We start from the raw sequence: 14,526 nt of genomic DNA, 5'->3' as shown, positions 1-14,526 counted from the left end.
GCTACGATAGCCGGCGCCTCTCCTGAAACGATTCGCCATGCGCCGACTCGCCCTTCCGCTCGCTTTCGCCCTGCTCGCCGGCGCCATCGCCACCGCCCATGCCACGCCGCCGGCACAGGCGCCGGCTGCCGCCCCCGCGGCATCGCCCGCGCCGCCGGCCGTCCAGACGGCGACGACGCCGTCCGCCGCGCTGGAGCCGTCCGTCAATCCGGGCAGCAGCGTCGTGCTGCGCACGTTCCGCTCGGCGTCGCTGAAGCGCGACTGGTCGTATACGGTTTATCTGCCGCCCGGCTACAACCCCGAGGGCGCGCGCTACCCGGTGATGTACCTGCTGCACGGCAACGCGGGCAACGCGAACGACTGGGTCACGCAGGGCCGGCTGCAGGCCACCGCCGACACGCTGATCGAGCGCCACGACATCCCGCCCGTCGTGATCGTGATGCCGCAGGGCGGCACCGACTGGTACGTCGATCGCAAGGAGAAGATGCAGAGCGCGTTCCTCAACGACCTGCTGCCGGAAGTCGAAGCGCATTTCGCGGTGTCGAACCAGCGCGCCGGCCGCGCGATCGGCGGCGTGTCGATGGGCGGCTTCGGCGCGCTGCGCTTCTCGCTGCTCGAACCGGGGCTGTTCTGCGGCGCGATGCTGCTGAGCCCCGCGATCTATGCGAACGAACCGCCGCTCAATTCCGCCGCGCGCTACGTCGGCGTGTTCGGCGACCGGCAGTTCGATTCACGCGTGTGGCACGAACTCAATTACCCGGCGCTGCTGCGCGGCTATTTCGCGCGCAGCTGGCGCGTGCCGATGTTCATCGCGGCCGGCGACGACGACCTGACGATCCAGGCGGAATCGAGCCTGCTGTACACGCACCTGCGCCGCGCGCAGAACCCGGCCGAACTGCGGATCGTCGACGGCGGGCATACGTGGGACGTGTGGCGCGGGTTGCTCGGGCAGGGGTTGAAGTATGCGTTGGAGTGCGTGAAGTGACTGCCGGCGGGCGTGGCGCCGGCCGCTTCCGGCTGGCAGGCCGGTAACCGGCTGACCGCCGTCGATGGCCGCCCGGCCCGCCGCACGCCGCTCACAGCCACGTCCCGCCCTGCCGCTCGCTCGGTTCCGCATCGAGCGCATCGAAATCGTGAATCCAGTCAAGGTGATGCAGCACGCGATCGCGGTCGGCCAGACGCGCGTCGCGTGCCTGCGCGGCCGGCCCGTCGGGAAGATGCAGCATGTCGGCCGCCGAGATCGACGCGTATTGCACCTTGCGCGTCCGGCCGCGACGCAGCCGCTCGTAGGCTTCCTGCGCTTCGCGCCAATTCCCGGGGCCGGCCTTGGCCAATTGCGCGGCCAATACCACCGCATCCTCGATCGACTGATTCGCGCCCTGCCCGTGGTGCGGCACCAGCGCGTGCGCGGCGTCGCCGAGCAGCGTCACGCGCCCGCGGCTCCAGCGGCCGAGCGGTGGACGATGGAACAGCGCCCAGCGCTGGCTGATCGGCACGGCCGTGATCATCTGCACCACCGCCGGATGCCAGGTCCGGAACGCGCGCAGTTGCTCGCCTTCCTCGGCCGGCACGACCCAGTCGCGTGACGGCCAAGGTGACGGATGCCGCTCGACCAGCAGGAAATTCTGGTCACCGTCGTCGCCGATCGGATAGTGCAGCAGATGCCCGTGCGGACCGACCCAGAACTGGATCGTGTCGGGATCGGGCAGCAGATCCAGACGCGCGGCCGGCACCACGCCGCGAAAGCCCGAGCATCCCGAATACAGCGCATCGTCGTAGCCGAGCATCCAGCGTCGCGTGATCGAACGCGCGCCGTCCGCACCGATCACGAGATCGGCCTCGACCTGCGTGCCGTTGTCGAACGACAGCGTCACGTGATCGGCGTACTGCGCGAGGTCGACCAGGCGATGGCCGAGATGGAGGCAGCCGGGACCGACCGCCGTCGACAGCACGGCCTGCAGATCCGCCCGATGCACGCCCCAGTACGCGCCACCGAATTGCCGGCGGTAGTCGGGTTCGCCGCGATGATGGCCGATCACCGCGCCGCTGCGCCCGTCGCGATAGACGAGCCCCGGAATGTCCGCGCATACCGCATCGAAGGCCGCACGCAAGCCCATGCGTTCGTAGAAGCGCGTCGCGTTGGCCGACAGCGCGACGGCCGCGCCGACTTCGCGCAATTCATGGGTCTGCTCGTAGAGTTGGGCGTCGATGCCGTGCTCGCGCAATGCAAGCGCGAGGGTCAGGCCGCCGATGCCGGCGCCGACGATCGCGATCTTCAGGTCCGTCTGCATGATGAAGGTGTCTCCGATAGGGATAGGTGGGGGATTCGGCGTACGCGGCGGTCATGTCGAAGGCATGCGTCGTATCGGTATTTTCATGAGTGGACTTTCATCCAGCAATAAAATGAAATGAATCTGCTTCATCACTGAATGCAATGAACCGGGCCGCGCAAAACCCATGGAACTGAGCGATATCGACCTCAACCTGCTGGTGCTTTTCCAGCGGCTGATGCACGAACGGCGCGTGTCGAGCGTCGCCGAGCAGATGAACATGAGCCAGCCGGGCGTCAGCAACGCGCTCGCGAAGCTGCGCCGCCGGCTCGGCGATCCGCTGTTCGTGCGCGGCCCGGGCGGCGTCGTGCCGACGCCGTTCGCGCTGCGTCTCGCCGAACCCGTGTCGCATGCACTCGCGACGCTGCACGCCGCGCTGAACCCCGAGACCGGCTTCGATCCGCTGCACGCCACGCGCACGCTGACCATCGGCATGACGGATATCGGCGAGGTCGTATTCCTGCCCGCGCTGCTCGAACACCTGTCGCGGTCGGCGCCGGGCATCGCGCTCAACACCGTACGCAATACGAGCGTCAACCTCGGCGACGAAATGGCCGACGGCCGCGTCGATCTCGCGATCGGCCTGCTGCCGCAACTGAAGGGCGGGTTCTATCAGCGCCGGCTGTTCGATCAGCGCTACGTGTGCCTGTTCCGGCGCGGGCACCCGCTCGAGGGGGTGCCGCTGACGGTCGACGCGTGGCGCGACGCCGAACATCTGGTCGTGGTGTCGGCCGGCACCGGGCACGGGCAAGTGGACGAATGGCTGACGCGGCGCCGCGTGAAGCGCCAGGTGCGGTTGACGGTGCCGCATTTCATGAGCGTGGGCTACATCCTGCAGCGCACCGACCTGATCGCGACGGTGCCCGAGCATCTCGCGCTGCAGCTCGCCGCGCCGTTCTCGCTCGGCTGGCGTGCGCTGCCCGTCACGCTGCCCGGTGCGCCGATCCATATGCTGTGGCACACGCGGGTCAATCAGGACGAAGGAAACCGCTGGCTGCGCGATGTCGTGGTCGAGTTGTTTGCGGAAACCGGTGCGCGAACGCGAAAGGCCGCAGCCGCCCGGCGGAAATGATCATGGCGATCACCTGTCACGGAGAACCGAGTCGATGAATCCCAGACGCGTGCATGCGCTCTATCTCAAACATCGTCCCGACGTGGATCTGGTCAAATGCGAATGGATCCATCTGCTGTCGACTGGCAGCGTCGATCGCGACCTTCTCAGGAAGATGCTGTCGACGATCGGTTCCGCGGACGTCGTGATCCACGTTCGTCGTAAGATCGGCGATTTTCTGCCGATCGAGCCCGCGATCGCTTTTATCGGCGAACACATCGGCAAAGGGCAGATGCTCGTCTCCGATCGCGCATTCACGAACTTCGTCATCGTCGCGCGCAACGGCGTGGCGGCGACCTGGCCGCAATGCCTGACGCGAAGCCGGATCGATTTACTGCCGGGCGCGCCAAACGCCACGGCGGTATAGTCGACCGATCGCGAGAGCGTGTCGCGCGGTCAATCGCGCTTCGCGGCTCCGCATCAACAGGCACGTCGCGCATTTCGACTACATTGCCGAAGCGGCGATGCCATCGGTCGTCGCCTGCCTCCCCTCACCCAACCCGCAGGAAATCCAGCCATGTCTGTCTCGAAGAAATTCGCCGCCGTCACGGGCGCCGGCTCCGGCATCGGTCGCGCCGCGGCCATCGCGCTCGCCCAGGCCGGCTTCACCGTCGCGCTGCTCGGGCGCACGGAGGCGTCGTTGAGCGAAACGCAGGACATCGTCCGCGCCGCCGGCGGCGACGCGCAGGTGTTTCCCGTCGACGTCACCGACGAAGCGTCGGTCGACCACGCGTTCGCACAGATCGCGCAACGGTTCGGTCGGCTCGACGTCCTGTTCAACAACGCCGGCCGCAACGCGCCGGTCGTTTCCCTCGACGAATACGAACTCGACGTGTGGAACAGCGTCGTCGCGACGAACCTGACCGGCGTCTTTCTGTGCGCGCGGGCCGCATGGCGGCTGATGAAAACGCAGACGCCGCAGGGCGGCCGAATCATCAACAACGGCTCGATCTCGGCGCACGCGCCGCGCCCCGATACGATCGCGTACACGGCCACCAAGCACGCGGTGACCGGGATCACGAAGTCGCTGGCGCTCGACGGCCGCCGGTACAACATCGCGTGCGGCCAGATCGACATCGGCAACGCGGCCACCGCGCTCACGGAACGGATGACCCAAGGCGTCCCGCAAGCGGACGGCAGCCTGGCGCCCGAAGCGCGGATGGACGTCGCGCATGTCGCGAACGCGATCGTCCAGATGGCGAATCTGCCGCTCGACACCAACATCCTCACCATGACGATCATGGCAACCGCGATGCCGTTCGTCGGGCGCGGATAGCGCGCGCCGCGGCCCGGGCCGGCCCACGCCCGACGGCAGCGTTCACGCCCGGGCCGCTATCGAACCGCTCCGTGACGACGACGCTGAATGCCGGCGCGTGCAGGCAGCTTCAGTGAGGCAGGCTGATCGCCTGCCGCTCGTCCTCGAGCAGTTGCGTCAGCGAACCGTGCAACCGCTCAAGGCTGCGCGGCGGGAGTGCGAAGCTTGCCCAGCCGAGCCCGCTATGACGCATCAACAGCACCACGCCGCCCTCCAGCGGATGGCGCTCGGCATACCAGCAGGGATCCATTTCCGTCACGAATTGCTGCGCGTGCGGCGGACGTTCCGGCACCGCGGGCCGCATCGACGCGCGCAGCAAACTCAAGTACTGGATGACGGCATCCACATCTTCCGGATCGAGCACTGCCGCGCCCCGTTCGATCGACATCAGCACGACGAGCTTGCCGCGCTCCTCGATCATCTTGATGCTCAACGGTTGTGCCATTTCTGTCGTCCTTGCCGCGGTTACGTGATCCCATTATCGATCTCGGTATCCGTCTGCCGCCTGAAGATTTGTGATCCGCGCATGAATCTTTTTTTAGAAATTTTTCAGAAATACGCGCCGCGTCATCGGCCGTCGGGTACCACTGCTTTCTAAACGAAATTTCATCCGGCCAGCGCTGTTTTTTTAGCGTTCACACACGCGTGCCTTCCATAATGAATTCGCTGCCCGCCCCGGCAGGCGCAGCGCGATGCGTCGACGTAGCCCGCTGAAGACGGACGCGCCGCCCCCATTTCCGGCAACTCCATTCCTCGCCGATCATGAACCAACTGCAAGCGATGCGTGTCTTCACGCGCGTGGTCGAGTTATCGAGCTTCAGCCTCGCCGCACGTCAGCTCGGCATGTCGGCCGCCGCGGTCACGCGCAGCGTCGGCATGCTCGAGGCCCATCTGAACATGCGCCTGTTGAACCGGACCACGCGCAGCCTGTCGCTCACCGAGACAGGCCGCGAATATCTCGACGGCTGCCGCACGATCATCGAGAAGCTCGACGAGATCGAATCGAATCTCGCGCAGGTCAATCGCGACCCGCACGGTACGCTGCGCATCGCCGCTTCGGCCACCTCGGTGGCGGCGGGGCTTGGCGCGCTGCTGTCCACGTATCGCATCGAGCATCCGCGCGTGCGATTCGACGTGACGACCTTCGATATCCAGGTCGACATGGTGGAAGGCGGCTACGACGTGTGCTTCTGTGACGATCACCGCCTGGTCAACTCGACCTTCGTGTCGCGCACCTTGACGAGCGTGCGCGACGTGATCGTCGCCTCTCCCGACTACCTCGCGCGCCACGGCACGCCTGTCGAGCCGGTCGAACTGAATACCCACTGCCTGCTGACGGTGTCGAACGGCGCCGCGCGCAACTGGGAGTTCTCGGATGTCGACGGTTCGTCGCGCATCTATACCGGCAATGCGCTGGCATCGACCAGCAACACGATGGTGCGGATCGCGGCGCTCAATCACATGGGCATCGCGCAATTGCCGCATCCGCTCGTCGCCGACGATCTCGCGAGCGGCGCCCTGGTGCCGATTCTCGAACGCTACGACGTGAACGGCGGCCCGCGCCGCGTATCGATCCTCTACCCGAGCCGCAATTATCTGTCCACGAAAGTGCGCAGCTTCATCGACTACGTGGTCGATCACTATCGCGCGCCCGAGCGCACCGCGATGCAACTTGCCGCGGCCTGATTCCGCCGGATCGCGTACGCCATGGCCCACATCCTGACGATCGAAGACGATCCGCTGATCGCGGATCACATCACGCATGCGCTGCGTGCCGCGGGCCACCGGATCGACGTCGCGCGCACCGGACGCGACGGCATGGCCCGGGCGATGAGCGCGAACTACGACGTCGTCACGCTCGATCGCATGTTGCCCGACCTCGACGGGCTCACGATCCTCGCCACGATGCGCGGCGTCGGCCTCGATACGCCGGTACTCGTGATGAGTGCGATGTCCGGGGTCGACCAGCGTATCGAGGGGCTGCGCGCCGGCGGCGACGACTACCTCGTCAAGCCGTTCTCGCTCGAAGAGATGTGCGCGCGCATCGACGTGCTGATTCGCCGGCGGCCGCGCGGCACGCGCGTCGAGACGGTGCTGCATGCCGGCGAACTGGCGCTCGATCTGGTGCGGCGACGCGCGACGCTGGGCGCGCGCGAGCTCGCGCTGCTGCCGACCGAGTCCCGCGTGCTCGAATTCATGATGCGCAACGCCGGCCGCGTGCTCACGCGCACGATGATCTTCGAGGCCGTGTGGGGCTGCCGCTTCGATCCCGGCACGAACCTGATCGACGTGCACGTCGGTCGCCTGCGCAAGAAGGTGAACCGGCCCGGCGCGGCGCCGCTGATCCGCACGATCCGCGGCTCGGGCTACATGCTCGGTTGAGTGCGCCCGCACCTTAAAACTTGTTTCATCTTTTTTGCGACCCGTTGTTAGGGGCTGCTCCGCAGAATGCGGTCAGCGGTTGCGCATCGGTGTTTTCCCGAAGACGCGCACATCCGGCTCTTCTTCACGACGCTTTTGAACGGAGCAGCACCTCATGCTGAAAATTGTCCGGCTCGCGCTCACGCGGCCCTATACGTTCGTCGTACTGGCGCTGCTGATCCTGATCGCGGGCCCGCTTGCGGCGGTCCGAACGCCCATCGACATCTTCCCGGACATCCGCATTCCGGTGATCAGCGTCGTGTGGAACTACGCCGGCCTGCAGCCGGACGACATGTCCGGACGCGTGATCACCTACTACGAGCGCACGCTCGGCACGACGGTCAACGACGTCCAGCACATCGAGTCGCAGTCGTTTCGCGGCTACGGCATCGTGAAGATCTTCTTCCAGCCGACCGTCGATATCCGCACGGCGACCGCGCAGGTCACGTCGATCTCGCAGACCGTGCTCAAGCAGATGCCGCCCGGCACCACGCCGCCGCAGATCCTCAACTACAACGCGTCGACCGTGCCCGTGCTGCAGATCGCACTCACCAGCAACACGCTCGACGAACAGAAGCTGGGGGATTACGCGGTCAACTTCATTCGGCCGCAGTTGCTGTCGGTGCCCGGCGTCGCGATTCCGACGCCGTACGGCGGCAAGACACGTGAAGTGCAGATCGATCTCGACCCGCAGGCGCTGCAGTCGAAAGGGCTGTCGGCGCAGGACGTCGCGCACGCGCTCGCGCAGCAGAATCAGATCATCCCGGCCGGCACGCAGAAGATCGGCCGCTTCGAATACAACATCAAGCTCAACAACAGCCCGCTCTCGCTCGACGCGTTGAACGACCTGCCGATCAAGTCGGTCGGCGGCACGACGATTTATATCCGTGACGTCGCCCACGTGCGCGACGGCTACCCGCCGCAGGGCAACATCGTGCGCGTGGACGGCCACCGCGCGGTGCTGATGAGCATCCTGAAGAACGGCTCGGCATCGACGCTCGACATCATCGCCGGCGTGAAGGCGAAGCTGCCGCTGGTCGAACAGACGCTGCCGCCGGGCCTGAAGCTCGTCACGATGGGCGACCAGTCGACCTTCGTGAACGGCGCCGTCAGCGGCGTGGCGCGCGAAGGCATCATCGCCGCCGCGCTGACCTCGCTGATGATCCTGCTGTTTCTCGGCTCGTGGCGCTCGACGCTGATCATCGCCGCGTCGATCCCGCTGGCCGTGCTCTCGGCGATCGCGCTGCTCGCGGCCACCGGCGAAACGCTCAACGTGATGACGCTGGGCGGCCTCGCGCTCGCGGTCGGGATCCTGGTCGACGATGCGACGGTGACGATCGAGAACGTGAACTGGCACCTCGAACAGGGCAAGGACACGCGCACCGCGATCGTCGACGGCGCGAAACAGATCGTGATGCCGGCGCTCGTCTCGCTGATGTGCATCTGCATCGTATTCGTGCCGATGCTGATGCTCGACGGCATCTCGCGCTTTCTGTTCGTGCCGATGGCCAAGGCGGTGATCTTCTCGATGGTGTCGTCGTTCGTGCTGTCGCGCACCTTCGTGCCGATGCTCGCGCAATACCTGCTCAAGCCGCATGCGTCGGCCGGTCACGCATCGGGCGAACTGGCCGCGGTGATGGATCCGCACGCGGGCCATGCCGGCGCGCACGACGTCCCGCCGTCGCGCAATCCGCTGGTGCGCTTCCAGCGTGCATTCGAGCGCCGCTTCGAGTCCGTGCGCGCGTCGTACCGAATCCTGCTGGGCCTCGCGCTCACGCGCCGCAAGCCGTTCGTCGTCGCCTTCCTCTGCATCGTGGCCGCGTCCTTCCTGCTCGCACCGTCGCTCGGTCGCAACTTCTTCCCGACCATCGATTCCGGCGAGATCGCGCTGCACGTGCGTGCGCCGGTCGGCACGCGGGTCGAGGAAACCGCCGCCGAGCTCGACCGCATCGAGAACACGATTCGCGGCGTGATTCCGCCCGCGCAGTTGCGCGAAGTGATCGACAACATCGGCTTGCCGAACAGCGGGATCAACCTGACCTACAACAACAGCGGCACGCTCGGCCCGCAGGACGGCGACATCCTGATCTCGCTGTCGCGCGATCACGCGCCGACCGCCGACTACGTGCACACGCTGCGCGAACGCCTGCCGCGCGCCTATCCGGGCACCACGTTCTCGTTCCTGCCCGCCGACATCGTCAGCCAGATCCTCAACTTCGGCGCGCCGGCCCCGGTCGACCTGCAAGTGGCCGGCCCCAACCAGCAGGCCAATCTCGCTTATGCGCACGAGCTGTACCGCAAGCTGCGCCTGATCGCGGGCGTCGCCGACCCGCGCATCCAGCAGGCCAGCACCTATCCGCAGTTCACGGTGACGGTCGACCGCACGCGCGCCGACCAGCTCGGCATCACCGAGCAGGACGTGACGAACTCGGTGGTCGCGACGCTCGCCGGCACCAGCCAGGTCGACCCGACCTACTGGCTCAACCCGCGCAACGGCGTGTCCTATCCGATCGTCGCGCAAACGCCGCAGTACCGGATGACCACGCTGTCGGCGCTGCAGAATCTGCCGGTCACCGGCGCGAACGGCCAGTCCCAGTTGCTGGGCGGCCTGGCCACGATCACGCGCGGGGTCGGCAACGCGGTGGTGTCGCACTACAACATCGAGCCGCTGTTCGACATCTACGCGACCACCCAGGGGCGCGACCTCGGCGCGGTCGCGGCCGACATCGACGATGTCGTCAAGGCCACCGCGAAGGATCTGCCCAAGGGCTCGACCGTCACGCTGCGCGGCCAGGTGCAGACCATGAACGGCGCGTTCGCCGGCCTGCTGCTCGGCCTCGTCGGCGCGATCGTGCTGATCTACCTGCTGATCGTCGTGAACTTCCACTCGTGGGCCGACGCATTCGTGATCGTCTCGGCACTGCCGGCGGCGCTGGCCGGCATCGTCTGGATGCTGTTCACCACGCATACGCCGTTGTCGGTGCCGGCGCTAACCGGCGCGATCCTGTGCATGGGCGTGGCCACCGCCAACTCGATCCTCGTCGTCAGTTTCGCGCGCGAGCGCCTGGCCGAAACCGGCAACGCGCTGGCCTCCGCGCTCGAAGCCGGTTTCACGCGTTTTCGCCCGGTGCTGATGACCGCGCTCGCGATGATCATCGGCATGGCCCCGATGGCGCTCGGCCTCGGCGACGGCGGCGAGCAGAACGCGCCGCTCGGCCGCGCCGTGATCGGCGGCCTCGCGTGCGCGACGATCGCCACGCTGTTCTTCGTGCCTGTCGTATTCAGCCTCGTGCATCGGCGCGACGCGCTCAAGCACGACGCGTCCCGCGCTTCCTCCCCTTCCGCGTCCGGAGCTTCCCATGTCCACTGAGATCGATATCAAGTCGCCGAAACGGCTGCCCAACCTCAAGCTCGTCGCCACGCTCACCGCGCTGATCGCGGCCGGCATCGTGGCGACCGGCATCGTCGGCCGCGCGCACGCGAAACAGGAAATGACGACCTGGTCCGCCGAACAAGCGGTGCCGACCGTGGTCGCGTACACGCCGTCGACCGGCGGCGACGGCGCGACGCTCGTGCTGCCCGGCCACCTGTCCGCGTTCGAGAGTGCACCGATCCACGCGCAGGTATCGGGCTACCTGCATGCGTGGTACACCGACATCGGCGCGCACGTGAAGTCGGGGCAACTGCTCGGGTTGATCGATACGCCCGAACTCGACCAGCAACTGCAGCAGGCTCGGGCCGACCTGCAGAGCTCGCTCGCCAACGAGAAGCTTGCCGCGTCCACGGCCGCGCGCTGGACCCGGATGCTCGCGCAGGATTCGGTGTCGCAGCAGGAAACCGACGAGAAGACCAGCGACCTCGCGGCCAAGCAGGCGATCGTCGCGGCCAACGAGGCCAACGTGCGCCGCCTCGACGCGCTGGAGGCGTTCAAGCGCATCGTCGCGCCGTTCGACGGCGTCGTCACCGCGCGCAAGACCGACATCGGCCAGTTGATCTCGGCCGGCGGCGGCGCCGGCCCGGAGCTGTTCGCGGTGTCCGACGTCCACCGGATGCGCGTCTACGTGAGCGTGCCGCAGAACGAGGCCGCCGCGATCCGGCCCGGCATGACGGCCACGCTGACCGTGCCGGAGCATCCGGGCGAGACCTTCCGTGCGACGCTCGCCGACACCGACGACTCGATCGCCGATTCGACCGGCACGCTGCTCGTGCAGTTGATGGTCGACAACGCCGCAGGCAAGCTGATTCCCGGCGAATACACCGAGGTGCATTTCGCGCTGCCGGCCGGCAGCACCCACGTGCTGACGATTCCGGCCAGCTCGTTGATCTTCCGGCAGGCCGGCCTGCAGGTCGCCGTGGTCGGCAAGAACGATCGCGCGATCTTCAAGCCCGTGACGATCGCGACCGATCTCGGCACGCACGTGCAGATCGCGACCGGCCTCGCGCCGGACGACCGCGTGATCGACAATCCGCCCGACTCGCTCGCCGCCGGCGACCCGGTCAGGCTCGCGGCGCCGGTCCGCACCGTTGCGTCGGCCGCGCGCGATACGGAGCGTGCGCATGGCTAACCGGCTTCGGCTCTGCGCGATGCTCGCCGGCGTCGCGTTCCTGTCCGCGTGCTCGTTCGCGCCCGCCTATCACGCGCCGCAAACGGCGCTGCCCGCCAGCTTCAAGGAAGCCGGCGGCTGGCAGGCCGCGAAGCCGGCCGACCGCATCGCGCGCGACGGCTGGTGGAAAGCGTTCCGCGATCCCGTGCTCGACCGGCTCGAAGCACGGGTAGCCGCGGCGAACCCCGACGTGGCCGCGGCCGTGGCCCGCCATGACGAAGCGGCCGCGCTGTTCGATCAGGCACGCTCGGGCCTCTTCCCGACCATCGGCCTCGGCGCGCAGATCTCGAGCAACCGCCAATCGGCCACGCGGCCGCTGCGCGGCTCGAACCAGCCGAACGTCTATGGCGACAACACGCTCGACGCGGGCTTCGACTACGACCTCGACCTGTGGGGGAAAGTGCGGAACGAAGTCGCGGCCGGGCGCGCCGACGCGCAGGCCAGCGCCGACGATCTCGCGTCGGTGCGGCTGAGCCTGCAGGCCAGCCTCGCCAGCGCGTACTTCAGCCTGCGCGGGCTCGACCAGCAGCAACAGCTGCTAGCCGATACGATCGACACGTATCAGCGCGCGCTGCGCCTGACGATGAGCCGGCACGCGGGCGGTATCGCGTCCGATCTCGACGTGTCGCGCGCGCGGACGCAGCTCGATTCGGCCCGTGCGTCGGCCGAGGACGTACGGGCGCGACGCGCGCTCTACGAGCACTCGATCGCGACGCTCACGGGCGTACCGGCGGCGGCGTTCTCGCTGACGCCGGACCTGAACGCGGCGTATCTGCCGACGATCCCGACCGGCATTCCCGCGACGCTGCTGCAGCGGCGGCCCGACGTCGCGGCCGCCGAGCGGCGCATGGCCGCCGCCAACGCGAAGATCGGCGTGGTGCGCGCGGCGTTCTTCCCCGACGTCACGCTTGGGCTGGTCGGCGGGTACCAGAGCTCGGGCCTCGGCCACTGGCTCCGCGCGCCGAACGAGATCTGGTCGATCGGGCCCAGTCTCGCGCTGACGCTGTTCGACGGCGGCCGGCGCCAGGCGCTCACCGACCAGGCGCGCGCGCAACTGGCCGAGAACGGCGCGAAATACCGCGCGGTGGTGCTCGAAGCGTGCCAGCAGGTGGAAGACAACCTCGCGCTCACGCATCACCTCGGCGACGAAGCCGATCGCGAACAGGAAGCGCTCGACGCGGCCGAACGCACGTTGCAGTTGTCGATGTCGCGCTATCGGGACGGCGTCGTCAGCTATCTCGACGTCGTGACGGCGCAGACCACCGAGCTCGATACGAAGATCGCGATGCTGGAGCTGGACACGCGTCGACAACTCGCGGCGGTGGGCTTGATCGCCGCGCTGGGCGGCGGGTGGTCGATCGATGAAACCCCACCCGGTACGCAGGCACCGGCCGCGACGATGGCTAGTTTAGCGAACTGAATCCCTTGCGACATGACGAGGCGTGTCGCATTTCAAGGCACCCGTCGCGATGACGGGTGCCGTTTTTTAAATCAGCCCGGCCACTCAGAACTTGTGACGGATACCGGCCGCGACGACGGCCTGACGATCGTTGCCTGATGCGGCCAGGTTGAAGATCCCCGCGTGGCCAAGCACCGCGACGCCGTCCGCGCCCGTCACGCGCTGATACACGCCTTCCAGATAGAGGTCGGTGCGGCGTGACAGCGCATAGTCGGCCTGCAGCATGAACTGGTTCCACTTCGGCGCGATGCCACGGCCCGCATCGTCGAAGCGGCCCTGCGTGAACGTATAGGCGCCGCCCAGCGAGAGGGCCGGCGTCAGGAAATAACGCGCATTCAGTTCGTAGTTGCTGAAGGTCAGCAACTGGCCGTTCACGCGGCCGTACGCGCCGCCCTGCGACAGCTCGCGCGGATCGTTCAGGATCGTTCTGGTGTAGACGAAGCCGATCGCGGCATGGTCGAACGCATAGTGCGCGCCGGCGCCGAACGTGCGCCAGCGGCCGCCGGCCAGCATCGCATCGCCATCCGAACTGCTCAGCGACCCGCCGGTGTTCTGCGGCGCGTCGACACCGCCCGGCTGGTTCGACTGCAGGTACGCGACGGCGAGGTCGACCGGGCCGTTCACGTACTGCGCGCCGACGCTGTACGTGTTGTCGTTGCTGAATCCGCCGCCTTGATTGCTGAAGCCGTACGCACCGCCGAACGTGAAGCCGCCGTAGTCGGCACTGCGGAACTTCACCGCGTTGTTCATCCGCGTGTCGTTGGCGAGGTTGTCGTTGTCGTACGGATGATCGGCGAGGTTGCCGCCGAATCCCGACCCCGTCGCCGACAGCGGCGCGACGAAGTCGACCAGGAAATCGTACTGGCGGCCGAGCGTCACCGTACCCCACTGGCGGCTCGCGAGGCCGACCCACGCCTGGCGGCCGAATTCGTCGCCACCATTGCCGAGCTTGCCGTTCGCGACGTTGAAGCCGTTCTCGAGGGTGAACACGGCGGCCAGGCCGCCGCCGAGATCCTCGTTGCCGCGCAGCCCCCAGCGCGACGTGCTGACGTTGCCGCTCTGGACACCGTAGACGGGCCCCGCGCCCGCGGCCGATTTCTGGTTGCTGATGTAGTCCAGGCCCGCGTCGATCGTGCCGTACAGCGTCACGCTGCTCTGCGCATGTGCCGCGCTCGCCAGCAGGCATGCGACCGCCGCCGGAATTGCCAGATATTTCTTCATGATGGTTTCGTTGGAGTGGATCGGTCTGCTCGCATCGCCGGCCCGGGCGACATGGCCGCTCGTGC

Annotated in this window: 12 protein-coding genes; 9 read left to right on the top strand and 3 right to left on the bottom strand. The window is 67.4% G+C overall.

From position 1 onward, the window contains the following. Positions 1-37: 37 nt before the first annotated feature. Positions 38-985, top strand: coding sequence for an alpha/beta hydrolase-fold protein (locus tag HWX07_RS04230; RefSeq protein ID WP_175875292.1), 948 nt, complete (start codon positions 38-40; stop codon positions 983-985). Positions 986-1,076: 91 nt separating this feature from the next. Here HWX07_RS04230 and HWX07_RS04225 read toward each other — a convergent pair whose 3' ends face one another. After that, positions 1,077-2,291 carry an FAD-dependent monooxygenase gene (locus tag HWX07_RS04225; protein ID WP_175875291.1) on the bottom strand — a complete coding sequence of 405 codons (1,215 nt, stop codon included), beginning with the start codon at positions 2,289-2,291 and terminating at the stop codon, positions 1,077-1,079. A gap of 166 nt (positions 2,292-2,457) precedes the next feature. Between HWX07_RS04225 and HWX07_RS04220 the strand changes: the two genes are divergently transcribed. From HWX07_RS04220 to HWX07_RS04210, 3 genes are all read left to right on the top strand, one after another. Further along, positions 2,458-3,402 carry a LysR family transcriptional regulator gene (locus tag HWX07_RS04220; protein WP_175875290.1) on the top strand — a complete coding sequence of 315 codons (945 nt, stop codon included), beginning with the start codon at positions 2,458-2,460 and terminating at the stop codon, positions 3,400-3,402. 34 nt (positions 3,403-3,436) lie between these two features. Then, positions 3,437-3,808: a hypothetical protein gene (locus tag HWX07_RS04215; RefSeq protein WP_175875289.1), complete on the top strand. Its 372-nt coding sequence runs from the start codon at positions 3,437-3,439 to the stop codon at positions 3,806-3,808. Between the two features lie 150 nt (positions 3,809-3,958). After that, complete coding sequence (locus HWX07_RS04210) at positions 3,959-4,717, top strand: SDR family oxidoreductase (RefSeq protein WP_175875288.1); 759 nt, start codon at positions 3,959-3,961, stop codon at positions 4,715-4,717. A 109-nt stretch (positions 4,718-4,826) separates the two neighbouring features. Here the strand turns inward: HWX07_RS04210 and HWX07_RS04205 are convergent, their stop codons facing one another. Beyond that, positions 4,827-5,201, bottom strand: coding sequence for a hypothetical protein (locus tag HWX07_RS04205; protein ID WP_027806140.1), 375 nt, complete (start codon positions 5,199-5,201; stop codon positions 4,827-4,829). 317 nt (positions 5,202-5,518) lie between these two features. Between HWX07_RS04205 and HWX07_RS04200 the strand changes: the two genes are divergently transcribed. The 5 genes from HWX07_RS04200 (at position 5,519) to HWX07_RS04180 (ending at position 13,201) form a co-directional block, all read left to right on the top strand. Next, positions 5,519-6,442, top strand: a complete 924-nt coding sequence (locus tag HWX07_RS04200; protein ID WP_175875287.1) for a LysR family transcriptional regulator — start codon at positions 5,519-5,521, stop codon at positions 6,440-6,442. 21 nt (positions 6,443-6,463) lie between these two features. Continuing rightward, positions 6,464-7,138, top strand: coding sequence for a response regulator transcription factor (locus HWX07_RS04195; RefSeq protein ID WP_175875286.1), 675 nt, complete (start codon positions 6,464-6,466; stop codon positions 7,136-7,138). 154 nt (positions 7,139-7,292) lie between these two features. After that, entirely contained in the window at positions 7,293-10,547 is a 3,255-nt protein-coding gene (locus HWX07_RS04190; protein WP_175875285.1) for an efflux RND transporter permease subunit, read from the top strand. Next, entirely contained in the window at positions 10,537-11,742 is a 1,206-nt protein-coding gene (locus HWX07_RS04185; RefSeq protein WP_175875284.1) for an efflux RND transporter periplasmic adaptor subunit, read from the top strand. Before HWX07_RS04190 ends, HWX07_RS04185 begins: the two co-directional genes overlap by 11 nt. After that, entirely contained in the window at positions 11,735-13,201 is a 1,467-nt protein-coding gene (locus HWX07_RS04180; protein ID WP_175875283.1) for an efflux transporter outer membrane subunit, read from the top strand. The genes HWX07_RS04185 and HWX07_RS04180 overlap by 8 nt, the downstream gene beginning before the upstream one ends. Positions 13,202-13,285: 84 nt before the next feature. Here the strand turns inward: HWX07_RS04180 and HWX07_RS04175 are convergent, their stop codons facing one another. Then, complete coding sequence (locus HWX07_RS04175) at positions 13,286-14,461, bottom strand: porin (protein WP_175875282.1); 1,176 nt, start codon at positions 14,459-14,461, stop codon at positions 13,286-13,288. Positions 14,462-14,526 lie beyond the last annotated feature (65 nt).

The sequence above is a fragment of the Burkholderia sp. BCC0097 genome, from assembly GCF_902832985.1.
Lineage (GTDB): Bacteria > Pseudomonadota > Gammaproteobacteria > Burkholderiales > Burkholderiaceae > Burkholderia > Burkholderia orbicola.
This window is presented reverse-complemented; position numbering and strand designations above follow the sequence as displayed.